Here is a 16370-nt window from a genome sequence, read left to right as displayed (position 1 = left end):
TATGAAGGTTAAAGGTATGTTGTCTATTTAAATGTTTTGGTTTAGATATTGGTATTTCTATGTAAAGACATTTATTATAAGGGGATGACGTAGCATTGGTAAACGAATAAAATAGTAAAAGCACAGTTTAAACGAACTGTGCTTTTTTGTTGTTTTATATTAATTTAGAGGAGTAATTTATTTACCGAAAATAATTGTACTTGGGTGATATAGTTTGTTGTTGTGCAAATTTTTACTATCATCTTCAGCAGTATAGTAAAAGAGTAATTCTGCAATTACAATTGTAAAGTGTTCTTTTTTAGGTATTTCAAAATAACACTGAAATTCTTCTGTTGCTGTCTTTGACGATGAGAACTCAAATATATGATTTGGTAAAACTGTCTGTTTTTCTCCCTTTAACTCATCAGTGTATAGACTAAATTTTAAACAAGCCGTTGTAGCTATATAGGGAAACATTACAAACTTGCTCGGCTCAAAAGGAGGAATAGTAATATGTAGTTTATTGTCTTCTGATAATTCCGTTTTAATTTTTGCATAAAATGTTTTTTCAAAGGGTTGTGTAGTATTAAACTCAAACCCCTTTATGCCTTCCATTGAACTGTTAAGTAGATTGCGTTGTCCTTTATCGAGTTCTTTGTTACTTTTCAGCGCATTGTACAGTGCTCCAGTAAATCGTCTGTATAAGTATTTATCGTGTTTGTTGTCTAATATCTTTTCAATATTAGCACGAATCAATTTTCCGTCTGAACTTGCAATTTTAAACTCGTTAAAATTTTCAAGAGACTGTTTGTTCATCTTTCTTTTCTTTCCTTTTGATTGTATGAATTGTTTACCTCCAATTTCTCTTGCGATAACAGTACCAACTAATCCGTGAAGTTTTCCTTTGTTGTCAAGTCTTGCCATAAGGTAGTGTAGTTATAAATTATTTGATTTTTTATGTTTTAAAAAGCTGTAATTAATACAGTTGAGGTCGATTAGCATTGCTGATTGTCCTTGTTAAAACAGCAATAAGTATAGCATATTCTTGTGTGTACCCTTGTTGTTAATGCAATTAATTTAAAGGCTTTTCTGTAAGTGGTTTTCTTTGATTTTTGATATATTTATTTTTTATAAATGACTGATTATTTGTTAGTTATATCAATAATTATACCATAGTGTATGTATATCTTATATATTGTTTATGTATATTCAATGTATCTTTTTACATAGATTTTATACATTGGGTATACAAGGACTATACATAGAGTATACATACACTCTGTATAAAACCCAATAAAAAACACCATATCGTAAGGAAATGATAAGGTGTTTTGAGACTTGGTTTGCTGCTAATAGGGAGAAAGTTTATTCCGATTTTTATTTTTTAGAGTTTATTTTCTGGCAATGAGACTGTTGGTCAATGCAGTTCATTCCATCTTGATGTGGGTAGCACAGTTTTGAATTATTGGCTACGATGCAGTGATTCGTACCAATGATGAGGTAGGGAGTAGTGATATCGCGAACCATTACTTTGTGTAAAAGGGTTGTAATACTGTGTGTGGCTGTATTTGTTTGAAGGTAATAGTTGTCTTTTATGTAGTTTATCGCTGTCGATTGCACTTGAATTGTATAGGGTACTATCGCTTGGTAATATTGTGTTAGCTCTTTGAGAAAGTCTTTTTCACCTGATAGATACGTATATGTCTGACTACCTTCTTTGTCAAGGTGAATTTTAGCGATGTTCTTTTGATCTAATGTTCGCGTGCGATAGGTAGGGAGATTCGCCTCTTGTTGTGCAAAGCAAGAAGTGGAAAATAACAAGCTGATTAGCAGTGTTTTCATCGTGATTTTTAGGTTTATATACTACAATAATTATACCTAAAATACTGCTGATTCAGTAGGTGTGTAAGCCTACTTTTTTCTCAATACAAACATTTTTTCTGTTTGTGATTCAATGTGGTATCCGAATTTGTTGGCAATGTATGTAATTGTTTGTGGGGAGTAGATAAACACGTGGGTTTGGTCTTTGCGGTAATACCACTTGTCAAAGGGTTGTTGTCCGGTGTATTGGTGAGTCATAACTACTAATAATCCACCCGAATGCAATAAATCGGTTAGTTTTACAATTTCTTCAAAAGGGTTGTAAAAGTGTTCAAATACTTCACAACTAAAGATGTAGTCATAGCGATGGTTGAGGTAATCCGTATCCGGATAAAAATAGGGGTCGTATAGTTTTACTTGGTATCCTTTGTCAACCAATTGCTTGGTGATAACCGGACCTTTACCACAGCCAAAGTCGAGTCCCAACATTGTTGCTGAGCACTGTTCTAAGATGGTATTGGTAATCGGTGAAGTGAATTTTTGGTATCCAATATCGTTTACATCATTGTTGTGACACTCGTAGTGTTGTTTCTCTTTCTCTTGGTTAAAATAGAGTGTTTCGTCTTTTACATACGCCTTACAAGTAGGACATTGAAAGTATTCAGGATCGATTTTATCAACAAGCGGTGTGTGACACAAGGTGCAATTCATATCGGTGTTTTTGGAAGGGTAAAGTTAAGGAATATAGTGGGGATTTAGTGAGGATAGGAGGTTTTTGATTCAGGAGATGTTTTTTGTTTATTTGGTTGTTATAGTTTTTTATATTTCTTGTATCTTGTTAAATATTAGTGTGTTGTTTTTTAATTTATAAAACAATTAACCCTTTAGGTAAATAAAAATTAATACATTTGCAGTGGAGATATCCTATAAAACTAAAAAGCTGAAGAATTCATTGACTACAGACAAAGAGTTGTCTAAAGAATATGGAGTATTAGCCAAAAAGATAAAACAAAGGTTGGCACAATTAGTAGCTGCAGATAATCTATCAGTAATTGCTAAGTTGCCCGCATTGCGACTTCATTCTTATAGTGGTAATAGAAAAGGGGAATGGTCAATAGATATCTTTAAAAATTGGCGAATTATTTTTGAAATAGACCAAGATCCTATTCCAAGGTTAGAAGATGGAGGAGTTAATCTTGTAGAGGTTATTAAAATAAAAGCTATATCGGTAGAAGATCCTCATTAAGACATTTATTTATGGAAGCACTTAGATTAAAAAAAGAATTATTGTCTGTTCCAGGAGATACAATTCAGGAACACATTGATTTTATTGGTATGTCGCAGGCAGAGCTTGCAGAACGTATAGGTAGGTCTGTTCCTAAATTGAATGAATTGATTAAGGGTAAATCTTCTATAACAAGAGATACTGCACAAAAATTAGAATTTGTTTTAGGAGTTCCTGCTTCTTTTTGGTTGAATTTAGAAAAGCAATACCAAGAAGAATTATTGGAGATTGAAAAGTTAGAGGAGTTATCTCAGTCAATTGAGTGGGTAAAGGGTTTTCCTTTGGAGTACTTGAAAAGTTTAGGGTTGTTACCTGATAGTAAAGATAAAATAACAATGAAAGAGGCTCTGCTAAAGTTTTTTAGAGTAGCTTCTGAAAATGAGTGGCATACTATTTATTCTGCAGAAGTATCGTTGTCTTATAAAATTGATTTAAGACATTCGACAGAACCTAAAGTTATTGCAACTTGGTTGAGATTAGGAGAGTTAGATGCTGAAAAAATAAACGTAAGTAATTTTGATAAAAAAGTATTGTCTGAAAGTATTACGAGATTACAGGCATTAATGTATGAACATCCAGATGATTGGTTAATTCAATTACAAGAGATATGTGCTTCATTTGGTGTGGCATTAGTTTATTCGCAATGCTTGTCAAAGGCTCCTATATATGGAGCTGCGCGTTGGATTAGAAATAAGACACTTCCCTTAATTCAGATAACGGATAGACAGAAAGATTACAATGCTTTTTGGTTTAGTTTCTTTCACGAATTAGCCCATATTAAGTTGCATAATAAGTCTGAAGTTTTTATTGATGGTAAATCTATTGATTTTGATAGTAACTTGTTGAAAGAGAAAGAGGCTGATAGTTTTGCAGCAAAGATTTTAATCGGTGATTCTATTCGCAAGTTAATGAAGCGTACAGAGAAATGGGATAAGAATACACTATTATTGTTCTCAGAAAAACATAAAGTACATCCGAGTATTTTAGTTTCTCAATTGCAAAGAGAAAAAAGTATTGGATATCATGAAATACAATTTAATGATTTGAAGTCTAAGGTTGTTTTTTCTTGTACAAATCAAAGAGATCATATGCTTGAAGAGGTAGAATAAGCTATCTTCATTCACAATATAAAATCCCTAAACAGGTTACTGTTTAGGGATTTTTTAATTATTAGTAACTCTAAAGATAGCCTTTCTTTGTCTTTTTGCGGTGAAAAAAGCTTCTATTCACCGCATATTTTGCGGTGAATAAGGTGTATATTTACCGCATAAAAGAAAAAAAGCATGTCAAGTTATATACATAATCTGAAAAAATGGCCTGATTTCCAATGGGATGAAGAAGATTTAATTACTTTATTGAGTGAAGTTCGAAACTTGCAGGGCAAATTAATGGGTAAGATAGAATTATTAGGTTTTGAATTGCAAGATGAAGCTAATTTAGAAACCTTGATTCAAGATGTTGTTCAGTCGTCTGAAATTGAAGGAGAGGTGCTAAATCCTGAGCAAGTACGTTCTTCTATTGCAACTCGTCTAGGGCTTGAAAATTCAGGTATAGAACATTCCGATAGACATATTGATGGTATAGTTGATATGATGCTTGATGCCACTCAGAATGAGAGTAAAAAATTGACAGAAGAACGGATGTTTGGCTGGCATTCAGCTTTGTTTCCAACAGGAAGAAGTGGTATGCATAAAATTAAAGTTGGTGACTGGCGAGAGGGAGATATGCAAGTTGTTTCAGGTGGTATGGGAAGAGAAATAATCCATTATGAAGCACCAAAACCTTCGCGTTTATCGATGGAAATGAGTGAGTTTATAGATTGGTTTAACAATTTTTCTGAGATAGATTCGATTATAAAAGCAAGCATCGCTCATTTATGGTTTTTGACAATACATCCATTTGACGATGGAAATGGTCGTATAGCTAGAGCAATAGCAGATATGCAGTTGTCTAAATCAGATGGTGTTAATCAGCGATTTTATAGTATGTCTATGCAAATAAAGGATAAGAAAAAGTCTTACTATACAATATTAGAACGTACCCAGAGAGGCGACTTGGATATTACAGATTGGATAGTTTGGTTTTTAGAACGATTAAAAGAGGCGATAATTGACTCAAATGTAATTATTGATAAAGTAATAAGGAAACATCAATTTTGGATGAGAAATGCTATCAAAGTAGGTAATGATAGACAACGTTTGATGTTGAATAAGTTGATAGAAGGCTTTGAAGGTAATTTAACAACGAGTAAGTGGGCAAAAATAGCAAAGACATCACAAGATTCTGCTTTGAGGGATATTACTGATTTAGTAGAAAAAAACATACTTATAAAAGCTGGGGCAGGAGGGAGAAGTACACATTATACTTTAAATTGGTAAACTAAAACCACTTACCTCATCAAAAGAAAAAAGGGAATTACATTCAGTTGTAATTCCCTTTTTTAGAGTAAAATGAAAAAGTGTATATGTATAAATTAGGAAAAAGCTTTTAGTATAATCCTTTTATAAATTGGTATTTAGTATCTTCTTCAATTTCTTTATCCCATAGCTCTTTATCTTTAAAGACCAATAGGTAAACGCGCAGTACTCTGGAGATCATTGAGACACAAACCAATAGTATTGCGATAATAACGATAACACATAGGGCTATGATCATAACAATAAGTTTTAGATTAAATGTTTAAAATAAATTCTGTTAAATCCTCCATATCCTGGTCGTTAATCTGTGGGAATGGTGGCATTTGAGGAGCATCAGGACGTTTTTTACCTGGTGATTTAATCCATTTGATTAAGTCTTTTTTATCTCCTTCATAAATACTTCTCATTTCAGTTACAGGAGGACCTACTAATTGTGAGTCTACTTTATGACAAGCAGCACAATATGAGTTGAAAACAGCTTTACCTTTAGCTGTAGTATCTCCTGATTGTTCTGCTTCTGCAATAGCTTGCGCTTCTTCAGCTTCTTGATTAGCAGCTTCTTCTCTTGCTTTTCTTGAAGCTTCTAAGAATTGTTCTGTTTTCTGAGCCATTAACTCACGGTGTGGGTTTAATGCATTTGCACGGTAAACGTGACGTCCACTACCCATAAACAAGACTACAATTCCCATTGAAATAACAATTTTGTAGAAATGTTTGTCTAAATCCTCATCTTTTCCTTTCAGTGTTTGCCACATCCAGTAAACAGAGTAAGCAGCAATAGCAACTCCAGGAAGGATAACAGCCATTAATCCCCAGTTAACCCCTTTTGAAGGTAATGTAGCTAATACAATAGGTCCGAATAAGAACTGAGCTCCAGAAGCACCGATTGCAATTTGGTAACCAATACGTTTTACTTTTGCTCTTGTAAACACTTGGAAGTACTCTTCAAAAGGATAGTTCTTACGTCCCATATACCACGCAATGAATAAACCAGTTAAGGCAAGCGAGGCACACAAGAAGTGGAAGTATCTTGGGAATACGTTTGGCAGAGTTAAAGCAGAAAGGAATCCGTGAATAGTAGTCCATTTCTCAGGGAACAGCATTAAATTGATGTTTACTAAGAATATTAGTGGAATGAAAAGGAAGATAAGTACCGCCAATGCCATAATAGCAATGTGTAAATACTTCATGTTTATCATAGCCTCCCACGCATATTTATGTAAATAAGTCAATAAGAAAGCAATCACTACTAACGGAATAATTAGTATCCACATAATTCCTGTTAGGGAGTTAGCGGTATAAAAGTAGATAGTATATAAAGCGTTAATACTTAAAAGGGGAGCAACCCCAAGTACAACAGCCATACTTTTATTTACCGTAATTGTAGCGGCAATCTCTTTTGCTAACGTATCGTATTCTTTGTTTTTAAGTCCTTTTATTTCGGCCCATAACGTAGTTATAGAACCACCTACCATCAAATTGACAAATACAATGTGAGCTAAGAAAGAAACTACTAATAAAACGACAAGTAGCCATTCTGGTAGTGGTAAGTCTAAAGGAATATCTTTTGGTAATGGAGTATTCATATTATTCTTGTGTTTTTAATTCAATAAAATGTTCAACTGAGTGTCCTGGGTTTAGTTTAACCCCAGCGCTTTGTGCCCCTTGTACAGAAGTACCACTTAGTTGTAAGTAAAAAATGTAATGTGCTAAAGCGTCTAATTCTTCTGCATTTCCAGGGTAAGGAGGCATATACGTTCTACCGTTGTGCATATTCGGAATATAAGCTTTCATCGAATTGATGTCTAATGGTTTGTCAAAACCATACATTTTCTCGAATACGTAAACGATTGAGTTTATCCCTTGACTTGTGTGACATCTTGAACACGCAATTATAAATACATCTTTACCAGCTTCTAATCTGTTTTCGTCTGTGATCTCAGTAATACCAGTATAAGTAGCGTGTTTTAAAATACCTTCTTTTTGCAATAGCGGGTAGTCTTCTTCTCTAATTAAGTTAGAGTACATATAGTCTCCAATTACGTAAGGCTTACGGATAAACTCTCTCACACGTTCGAAGATTCCTAAGAAACCTAATGAAAGGATGAACGGAATTAACACCATAACAAAGTTTACGCGTTTTGGTTTCCACAAGATAAACACCGCTAAGAAAGCAAGTGAACTCGTAGCAATAAGTATGATGTATTTTAGTAAGTTGTAATACTGTGCAAAGTCCATTGTACCAACAGCAGTACTCATATTAGCAGTCATTGCTTCAGGAATTACGTTGTAGTAATAAATAGACGCTAAGATTGAGAAAGGCAACCAAACTAAGATCCAGATAGCAGTAGTTTTTAGAGCAGGTCTGCGCACTAAGCTATCTTTTTTAGTAAATAGCATAATAAGCAATAGTCCAAAAGCACCACCAATAACCATAGCAGTAGGCGTTCTAAATAAAAGCTGAGGTAAGTAAATAGGGTTTGTTAAAGCGTTGAAGAACGAATGATGCGTTAACCAGTTACCTGGGTCCATCATAAATCCAAGGATTGCCACAATGATTGCCATTGTCAACCAAGAGAATCCTGATAAGAACCAACCGAAACGGATGTGTCTTTGTTTCGCTTTAAGAGATTTGTTTGAGTTTTTCCAAGTAAGGAAGTAAATCATAATGAATACAACTTCTGAAACGAAGACAATCCACTCTGTAAACCAGCCCCAATAAAATACTCGGATTAAACTACCAATTGAGTTTGGACTAATCAAGGCAGCCGAGAACCAAATACCAACTCCGGTCATAGCGCCAAGAGTAGTGGTAACTACAAACCCCACCATCATCATACGGTGAACCGTAGCGTCCCAAGCTAAATCTGTGACCTCATTACGGCCACTTTTAACAACACCTTGTTGTTCTAATAATGTAATATACGGAATAAAACCTACGGCTAAACCGTGGTTAATGAATACGTGAATAATCGCTATCATCGCAATGAGGAAACGATCATTCAACCAGTCTAAATGAAATAAAGGAAAATCCATGTAGTGTTATTTTTCAGCAAAGTTAGTAGGACATCTACTGAAAAATATTACACTAATCGTGGGGATGTTTACACTTTTCAACGCAATTGATGTAAGAAAAGCGGAATTTTATTTAGATTATTTGGCTTGCTTTCTGAACTCCTCTGGTGTAAGGCCTGTGTACTTTTTAAAGAAGCGAGATAAATAAGCTGTGTTTTTGAACTCTAATTCATAGGCAATTTCTAAAACCGAGACGTCTGCATTTACAAGTAAACGTTTACATTCTAAAATTACTCTATTTCGTATAACTTCCCCAGAGGTTAACCCGTGTACTTTTTTACACAGCGTATTTAAGTGGTTTGGAGTAATATTAAGCAAGTTTGCATACTCACCGGGAAGGCGCATTGTCTTAAAGTTTTGCTCTAACAGCTCTTCGAAGTTTCTAATAACAAATTGCGCATTATTTGTTTCGTGATGCTCTTCATTATCAAACACTTTTGTAACCAAAAACAGCTGTGTTTCTAAGAACAATTCAAGCATCAACACCTTCATATAGTCCTTTTTTAAAGGGCTATCATCCATAGAAGCATAAAGAATCTTCTCAAATCGTTGATGTAAAGTTTCGTGACACTTATGGCAAGAAAACTTAGAATACTGTGCGTTACCACTGAAAAAAGAAAACTGATTTAAGTAACTTGGATTCACTAAAAACGTACGTAAGAAGTTGTCGTTAAAGTTGATAAGAAAACCTTCAGTACCCGGTTCAAACTCCCATTTATGCACTTGAGAGGCATTTAGAAAGAACAAACACTTCTCTTCAATAGAGAATTTTTCAAAGTCAATAGAGTGGATTCCTTTTCCTTTGCTTACAAAAAGGATTTGGTAAAATGCGTGTCTATGAGGAGAGGATACGATAGTAGGTCTATTCGAAATGTAATCTTCTAAGCGATAGACAACACAATCTTGAAAGTTGTTATTGGTATCAATTAAATTACAGATGTTGTAAACTGGGATATTCGCATTCTTTTCCATAAAGACATATTTTATCACAAAGATAGAAAAGGAGTAGAGGGATTTATAATTTTTGTATGTTTTTTGTGAACGACGCAGTAATTATGACAAATAAAAAAGGTGTAATCCCTTGCGAGACTACACCTTTTTGAAAAAAACGAAAATAAATTTAATTAGTGTCCTGCACCTGCGATTATTTTCCCTGCACCTTTTTTAATTAGGATTAGAATAAAGGGAATACAGATTAAGAATAAAACACCTAAAAACATAAATACATCCATATAGGTTAGTACTGTTGCCTGTTTGCTAACACCTAAATCCAATAGGGTATATGCTTTTTGTAGTGCCTCATCTACAGGATATCCTTTTGCTATAAAGCTTTGTTGTAGAGCGTACACGCGATTTTGTACCTCAACAGAAGCTGTATCTAAATGACTCACCAAGGCAAGTCTATGGTTTACTGTCCATCTTGAAATAAACGTTGTAATTAAGGCAATTCCGAATGAACCTCCTAATTGACGCATCATCCCCGTAAAAGCAGCACCTTCTCCAATTTGTTTGTTTCTCAAATTAGAAAGCGATAGGGTAGTAATTGGAACGAATAATAGTCCTAAACCAACCCCTCTAACAACTAACGGCCAGAAGAAATGTTCTTTCCCCGTATCAGGTGTCAATATATTATGTGCCCAGAAGCTGTACACGAAAAATACAAGGAACCCTGTGGCTACTAAGTATTTTGGAGGTACACCTCTTTGTAACATTCTTGCAATTAACGGCATCATTAAAGCAGTCATCAGTGAACTCGGTACTAATAACATCCCTGCATCTGTAGCTGTCCACCCTAAGATAGACTGTGTGTAGATTGGAATGATAAACGTAGAACCATATAGTCCAAAACCAAGTACAAACGACAATACCGTACCAATAGCAAGGTTTGAGTCTTTTAATACACGTAGGTTTACAATTGGCTTATCACACGTTAGCTCTCTCCATACAAAGAAGAAGAAACCAAAGAAAGAAGTGATACTCAAGGTAAGAATCGTACTGTTTTCAAACCAGTCGTCTTGCTGTCCGTGTTCTAACACATATTGCAACGAACCAACAGCAACGGCTAAGAAGATGATTCCCAAGAAGTCGATTTCACTTAACTTACTTTTCTCTGCATAACGCGGACTACGCACATATAATACGGTTAGTATTGTAGCCAGTATTCCAATCGGAATATTGATATAGAATATAAACGGCCAAGAGTAATTGTCAATGATATATCCACCTAAAGGGGGACCTAACGTTGGACCAACAATAACACCCATTCCGTAAATTGCCTGAGCCACTCCACGTTTTTCAATTGGGTAACTCTCCGTAATAATCGTTTGTGAAGTTACTAATAACGCACCCCCACCAAGACCTTGTATAAAACGGAATAAGATGATTTCCCATAAAGTGGTAGAATAACCACATAAAAACGAGGCAACCGTAAAAATGATAATCGATGCCGCAAAGTAATTACGTCTTCCGAATTGTTGAGACAGCCAGCTCGTCATTGGTACTACTATTACATTGGCAATGGCATAGGCAGTAACCACCCAAGCAATGTCCGTTAGCGATACCCCCAAACTTCCCTTCATATCGTTCATTGCTACGTTTACAATCGTAGTATCAACAATTTCAAGTAAAGCACACAGGATCGCCGTAATAGTAATGATGACTCGTCTGTAGCCGTGTTCAACTAAGCTTTCTTCAGTCATACTATTTATTTTTAGCGAGCACTTTTAATGTTTACATCCACTTCCACATTTAATCCAGCACGGATGTGGTCGCGCAACTCGTCATTAGCATTAGTAAATAAGATTTTAACAGGCACACGTTGTACTGTTTTTACGAAGTTACCAGAAGCATTATCAGGAGGTAGTAAAGCAAACTTAGCCCCAGTAGCCGGAGAGATAGAGTTTATTTCCCCTTCAAACTTATGTTTAGGAAACGCGTCAACTCTAATTTCAACAGGTTGTCCTTCACGCATATATTGCATTTGCGTTTCTTTAAAGTTTGCTACAATCCAGATATTATCCTTTTGAACTGTGTTGAACAATCCTTGTCCCGGTTGAATCAACTGTCCGTTTTGCAAGTTTACTTTAGAAATTTGTCCGTCTTCTTTCGCTGTAATCACCGTATAAGACAAGTAAAGTTCCGCATTGTCTAAGTTTGCCTTCGCTTGCTCAACCATAGCTTTAGCGGCGTCAATTTGAGAAACAGAAGCCACCGATTGAGATTTGCTGATGTTTACCTGTTGAGCCACAGCAGATGCTTGTTTTTCGCTTGCTTTATACTGTTCTTGTAAAACTTGTAACTGTTTCTCAGCCGTTTCCTTAGCAGCAACTGCCTGTTCAAACTGTTGCTTAGTGATTGACTGATTAGCAAACAACTTCTCGTAACGGTTGTAATCATTAGTTGCTCTCCACAATTGTACTTTAGCTGTTTCAATGTTTGCTTTCGCTGTAGAAACATTAGCTAAAGCAGTACTTGCACCCGCTTGAGAAGAAGCCACAGTAGATTCTGTTGTATTCTTACCAGCTTCAGCAACTTTTAATTGACTCACAGAAGCATCATAAGCAGCTTTAGCTTGTTGTACTTTAATAACGTATTCCGCGTCATCTAAAAGAATAAGCGTATCACCTTTTTTCACAACCTGGTTATCGTGAACCAATATCTCCTTAATATAACCTGGTATCTTAGAAACAACAGGTGTAATTCTCGATTCTACTTGTGCATCATCCGTTACTTCGTGAGAAAGAGAGTGTACATATTTATATATACCATAACCACCACCTAAAATAACCAAGGCGCTAAGGGCTACGATGAACTTTTTGTTAAGTGGTTTCTTTTGTACTTTATCGTTTGTTTCCATTGTTATTGTAATTCAATATTGTCTAATAATTTACCTGTTTTGTAAGCGTATTGGTATAAAGACATAGTCTCGTCTGCTTTACCAATCATTTCGTTGATTTGCGCTTGTAGTTGTTGCACATCAGCCTCAAGAAGTTGGTCTGTATCTGCCAAACCATTGTCGTATTTATCTTTTGTAATACGGTAATTCTCATTTGCTTGTTCCAATGCCTGTGCCAATACGTTGTTTTTCTTCAACGCTAATTCGTACGCATTGAATGCTTCCTTAATCTCGTAGTTTGCATTGTCTTCAACGATTTGCAACTGATACTCAGCTTCTATCTTTTTAGCCTTAGCAATTTTAACTTCCGTTCTATTTTTGAAGATAGACGACAAGTCGTATTTAAGACCAATACCGATATTGTTAGCATTTGTAATATCAATTACCTTGTCTAACTGCATAGCAGCATAACCACCGTGTACTGCGATAGAAGGGTAGTAGCCAGAACGCGCAACGCGAATAGACGATTGGGCTAACTCAGTATTTTTCTGTGCCCCTTGCAAGTCTTTTCTGCTTTCAATATCACTCTCACCAGTAGGCAATACATCAAGAGATTTAATCGGTTGAATAGCGAATGCCTCTTCCATAGGTAATCCTAAAATGGTATTTAAACGCATATTTAGGTTTTTAAACGAAGTCAATGTTTCCTGTAACGACAGTTCCACATTAGACTCTTGTAATTGCGCTCTTAAAAAGTCATTACGAGCAATCAGTCCATTGTCAAGGAAGTTTTGAAAATCAGTAACACGTTGGTGTGCTCTTTTCAAGTTCTCCTGTAACAAGTCGATTGACTGCTGTGTTTTATAAAGAGCAAAGTACAAGTTGATTGTTTGCCACACTGTATTTTCGGCTGTTGCACTTTCTGCAATCGTAGCCATTTCATACGCTTGTTGGCTTTGTTTCACAAGGTTTCTAATCTTAAACCCACTAAAAATAGGAATGATAGCATTCGCTTGTCCCATTAATAAATGTTCTGGTTTAACAGGAGAAGCCCCGTTTGCAGCTCCTTGCCCAGGTAAAGGTATTTTCAGTTTAACGTCTGTTCCTTCAAACAAATGCATATATTGTCCGGAAACCTCAATAGTAGGGTATCTCAGGTTTTTAGCACTGTTTACCTGTAATTTAGAGGCGTTTGTTTTAGCATTAGCCTTTTTGATTTCTTTACCATTTTGCATACTCAACCCAATTGCCTCATCAAGCGTTAGTGGTTTCTTATGAGGTTCTTGAGCAAACACGCTAAAGGCAAACAAAGAGGCAAGTAGGATATAATTACTTTTGCTCATTGTATTGTAAGATTGCTTTAAGTGAGTTTATTAAATAAGGATATATATGATGTTTGATATACAAACTATATTCTTCGTGATTTTCTGTATTCCAATAACTTGAATACATCTTTTCGTGGTGTATTAAGTAACTGATACTACCAATTGTTATGATAACCAAAGCCTCAGGGTCTGGCTGTGCCTTAAAATACCCTTGTTGGTGTCCGTCTTGAATAAATCCTCTGATAACCTTCATTATTTCGCGTTGCAGCAAAAAGATGTTATCACTGATTTCTTCATCGACGTTTTTCTTAGAAAACTGACGAATCATAATAATATGGAAATCAGCATTCTTCATTAAAATAGTCAGCATATCTTCTACAAAGAAGACCAACTTTTCAAGAGGATTTAGGTCGTGGTTTTGTGTTAAGTTGGTTAGTTTCTCTCTAATACGCGTTAATCGAATTTCGAATAGAGCACTAATCAATTGGTTTTTAGAACCAAAGTAGTAGCTTATCATTGCCACGTTAATTCCTGCAGCCTTAGAAATATCTCTGATGCTTGTTCCGTCAATCCCATTCATAGAAAATAGGTTTTCAGCAACTAATAATATCTCTTTTTGCTTCTCATTAAGTACCATTACTGTAGTTATAAGTTTGAATTCTGTGACAAAATTAAACAAACGTTTAATTAGTTATTTACTTTTTCCTTAGTTTTTTCGTGTTAAAATTGTTTTAATTCAATATTAACAACGTATTGGTGAATTAAATGTAATTGTAACTTTTTGATATTCTTTTAGTTAGAAGAAAAGGGTATAAATAGCAAGAAATGGATTTTTTATGAGTTGATTATTGTTTTACTTTGTAGCAAAGCCATTAACAATGAGTGAAGTAGTCGAAAGTCAAGATAATTATCGCCGCATAGCCCAAGCAATTACCTATTTAGTAGTTCATCATCAAGAACAACCCTCTTTAGCAGATGTAGCTAAAGAAGTTTGTTTAAGTGAAGCCCATTTACAACGCTTGTTTACCCAATGGGTAGGGGCAAGCCCGAAGAAGTTTTTGCAATTTGTAAACATTAATTATGCGAAGTATTTAATACAGCAACAGCAGGCCCCTACATTATTTGATCTAACCGATGAGGTTGGCTTAAGCAGTAGTAGTCGCTTGCACGATTTGTTTGTTTCCATAGAAGGGATGACTCCAGCAGAATATAGAGATGGAGGTAAGTATCTAACCTTTAAGTATTCTGTGGGCAACAGTATATTGGGCGATGTATTGGTTATTTCAACAGATAAGGGCATTTGTAAAGTTGTCTTTATGGATGAAGGAAGTGAAGAGTTGACTATTTTTAAACAACAATACCCTAAAGCGACTTTTGTACAAGAAGCTACAGAAGCACATCAGCAAGTGATGGCATTTTTACACGGAGAAAGAGATGTAGAGCAGATAAAATTACACCTAAAAGGTACTCCATTTCAAATGCAGATATGGCAAGCTTTATTACAGATTCCGGAAGGACAATTATCTACTTATGGAGCGATTGCTTCACAGATTGGTAATGACAAAGCCAGTAGGGCGGTGGGTACAGCTATCGGTGCTAATCCAATTGCGTATCTTATTCCGTGTCATCGAGTTATACAACAATCCGGTGTTTTGGGAGGGTATCGTTGGGGTATCATACGCAAGCAAGTTTTGCTTAGTCAGGAGTTGTTAAAAAGAGAAGAATAGGAGTGTTTTTGAGAGTGTTTTATATTAAATAATTGATTATGTTTGTGTTGAAAAACAAAATCTAAACTATACTTGTTTAATATTATGAAAAAACTGCAATTAATTACTTTTGGTGTAGCATTAATGAGTTTCGCTTCTGTTTCAGCACAAAAAGTTGAAGGTAGAGTGTTTAACCTAAAGACGAACGAGCCAATTAAAGGAAGTGAGATTACATTTATAGACGAAGAGGAAAACAAGTTATTATCATTGTATTCAAATGCAAAGGGAATCTACTCGTTTGATGCAGATGAATTGGAAAATGTACACAAAATAGTTACTTCAGCCAAAAACTATAATACAGCAGAAGTGTTGATTAGTGAGGTAAAAGAGGGGTTAACTGCTAATTTTGGATTAAATGAACTTAATACAGAAGAACACGTACAATATTCAATTAGTTATTCTAAGGGAACTGGATTAAAGTTGCCAAAGAGTGAAATTGCCACTACTACAATTGCCAATGTACCTTATACTCAAGAGAAAGTACTAAATGTAAATACTAAAGCTTCAAACGGAGCAGGTGTAAGTACGTCACTACCTTACTTTTACTATGATTTCAACAGCTCTTATTTGACTGATGCTAATAAATACACAATTGATCAAATTGTTAGCTTTATGAAGAATAGTCCTGATGCGAAAGTTAGAGTACACGTATATTTAGGAACAAAATCTAATGTTAAGTATAATGAGTGGATGTCTGAACGTAGAGCAGATAGAGTAATTGACTATATAATCAGTCAAGGAATCCCAGCTTCACGATTGGAGAAATGGGTAGAAAGAGTTAGTTCTAATGTAGCCCCAAGAGAAGGAGCAAGCAGAGGAAGTGCAGAATTTAGAAGATGTGATTTTGAAGTGATGTAAGCTTTTAGA

At 35.2% G+C, this 16370-nt stretch carries 16 protein-coding genes; 5 read left to right on the top strand and 11 right to left on the bottom strand.

Annotated features, from left to right (window positions below; translation table 11 throughout):
• Positions 1–177: 177 nt before the first annotated feature.
• The 3 genes from AABL81_RS00515 to AABL81_RS00505 all read right to left on the bottom strand — a co-directional run bounded on the left by AABL81_RS00515 (position 178) and on the right by AABL81_RS00505 (position 2511).
• Complete coding sequence (locus AABL81_RS00515) at positions 178–903, bottom strand: hypothetical protein (protein WP_341340070.1); 726 nt, start codon at positions 901–903, stop codon at positions 178–180.
• A gap of 453 nt (positions 904–1356) precedes the next feature.
• The gene (locus AABL81_RS00510) at positions 1357–1821 is read right to left on the bottom strand and encodes a hypothetical protein (RefSeq protein WP_341340069.1); all 465 of its coding nucleotides are present in this window, start codon (positions 1819–1821) and stop codon (positions 1357–1359) included.
• A gap of 69 nt (positions 1822–1890) precedes the next feature.
• Positions 1891–2511, bottom strand: coding sequence for a class I SAM-dependent methyltransferase (locus AABL81_RS00505; protein ID WP_341340068.1), 621 nt, complete (start codon positions 2509–2511; stop codon positions 1891–1893).
• Positions 2512–2713: 202 nt separating this feature from the next.
• On the opposite strand from AABL81_RS00505, the gene AABL81_RS00500 reads away from it, so the two are divergent.
• The 3 genes from AABL81_RS00500 to AABL81_RS00490 all read left to right on the top strand — a co-directional run bounded on the left by AABL81_RS00500 (position 2714) and on the right by AABL81_RS00490 (position 5463).
• The gene (locus AABL81_RS00500; protein ID WP_090406477.1) at positions 2714–3046 is read left to right on the top strand and encodes a type II toxin-antitoxin system RelE/ParE family toxin; all 333 of its coding nucleotides are present in this window, start codon (positions 2714–2716) and stop codon (positions 3044–3046) included.
• Positions 3047–3057: 11 nt separating this feature from the next.
• On the top strand, positions 3058–4194 hold the full coding sequence (locus AABL81_RS00495; protein ID WP_341340067.1) for a helix-turn-helix domain-containing protein: 1137 nt from the start codon (positions 3058–3060) through the stop codon (positions 4192–4194).
• A gap of 174 nt (positions 4195–4368) precedes the next feature.
• On the top strand, positions 4369–5463 hold the full coding sequence (locus AABL81_RS00490; protein WP_341340066.1) for a Fic family protein: 1095 nt from the start codon (positions 4369–4371) through the stop codon (positions 5461–5463).
• Positions 5464–5572: 109 nt separating this feature from the next.
• Here the strand turns inward: AABL81_RS00490 and AABL81_RS00485 are convergent, their stop codons facing one another.
• The 8 genes from AABL81_RS00485 to AABL81_RS00450 form a co-directional block, all read right to left on the bottom strand.
• On the bottom strand, positions 5573–5740 hold the full coding sequence (locus AABL81_RS00485) for a hypothetical protein (RefSeq protein WP_176770719.1): 168 nt from the start codon (positions 5738–5740) through the stop codon (positions 5573–5575).
• Positions 5741–5756: 16 nt separating this feature from the next.
• Positions 5757–7088, bottom strand: a complete 1332-nt coding sequence (locus AABL81_RS00480; protein WP_341340065.1) for a c-type cytochrome — start codon at positions 7086–7088, stop codon at positions 5757–5759.
• Between the two features lies 1 nt (position 7089).
• On the bottom strand, positions 7090–8538 hold the full coding sequence (locus AABL81_RS00475; protein WP_341340064.1) for a c-type cytochrome: 1449 nt from the start codon (positions 8536–8538) through the stop codon (positions 7090–7092).
• Between the two features lie 117 nt (positions 8539–8655).
• Entirely contained in the window at positions 8656–9549 is an 894-nt protein-coding gene (locus AABL81_RS00470) for a helix-turn-helix domain-containing protein (RefSeq protein WP_158210751.1), read from the bottom strand.
• A gap of 152 nt (positions 9550–9701) precedes the next feature.
• Positions 9702–11276 (bottom strand): DHA2 family efflux MFS transporter permease subunit, encoded by a 1575-nt coding sequence (locus tag AABL81_RS00465; RefSeq protein WP_158210752.1) that lies wholly within the window; start codon positions 11274–11276, stop codon positions 9702–9704.
• 11 nt (positions 11277–11287) lie between these two features.
• Positions 11288–12433 (bottom strand): HlyD family secretion protein, encoded by a 1146-nt coding sequence (locus tag AABL81_RS00460; protein WP_341340063.1) that lies wholly within the window; start codon positions 12431–12433, stop codon positions 11288–11290.
• Between the two features lie 2 nt (positions 12434–12435).
• Entirely contained in the window at positions 12436–13755 is a 1320-nt protein-coding gene (locus AABL81_RS00455; protein ID WP_341340062.1) for a TolC family protein, read from the bottom strand.
• A complete protein-coding gene (locus AABL81_RS00450; RefSeq protein WP_341340061.1) occupies positions 13742–14374 on the bottom strand; it encodes a TetR/AcrR family transcriptional regulator in 633 nt (210 codons plus the stop codon). Before AABL81_RS00450 ends, AABL81_RS00455 begins: the two co-directional genes overlap by 14 nt.
• A 241-nt stretch (positions 14375–14615) precedes the next feature.
• On the opposite strand from AABL81_RS00450, the gene AABL81_RS00445 reads away from it, so the two are divergent.
• Both AABL81_RS00445 and AABL81_RS00440 read left to right on the top strand, forming a co-directional pair.
• A complete protein-coding gene (locus tag AABL81_RS00445; RefSeq protein WP_341340060.1) occupies positions 14616–15464 on the top strand; it encodes a methylated-DNA--[protein]-cysteine S-methyltransferase in 849 nt (282 codons plus the stop codon).
• Positions 15465–15548: 84 nt separating this feature from the next.
• Positions 15549–16361 carry an OmpA family protein gene (locus AABL81_RS00440; RefSeq protein ID WP_341340059.1) on the top strand — a complete coding sequence of 271 codons (813 nt, stop codon included), beginning with the start codon at positions 15549–15551 and terminating at the stop codon, positions 16359–16361.
• Positions 16362–16370: the final 9 nt, after the last annotated feature.

The organism is Myroides sp. C1519, from assembly GCF_038039755.1.
In the GTDB taxonomy this organism is placed as follows: domain Bacteria; phylum Bacteroidota; class Bacteroidia; order Flavobacteriales; family Flavobacteriaceae; genus Flavobacterium; species Flavobacterium phaeum_A.
The sequence above is the reverse complement of the archived record's forward strand: the minus strand, read 5'-3'. Positions and strand labels throughout refer to the sequence as shown.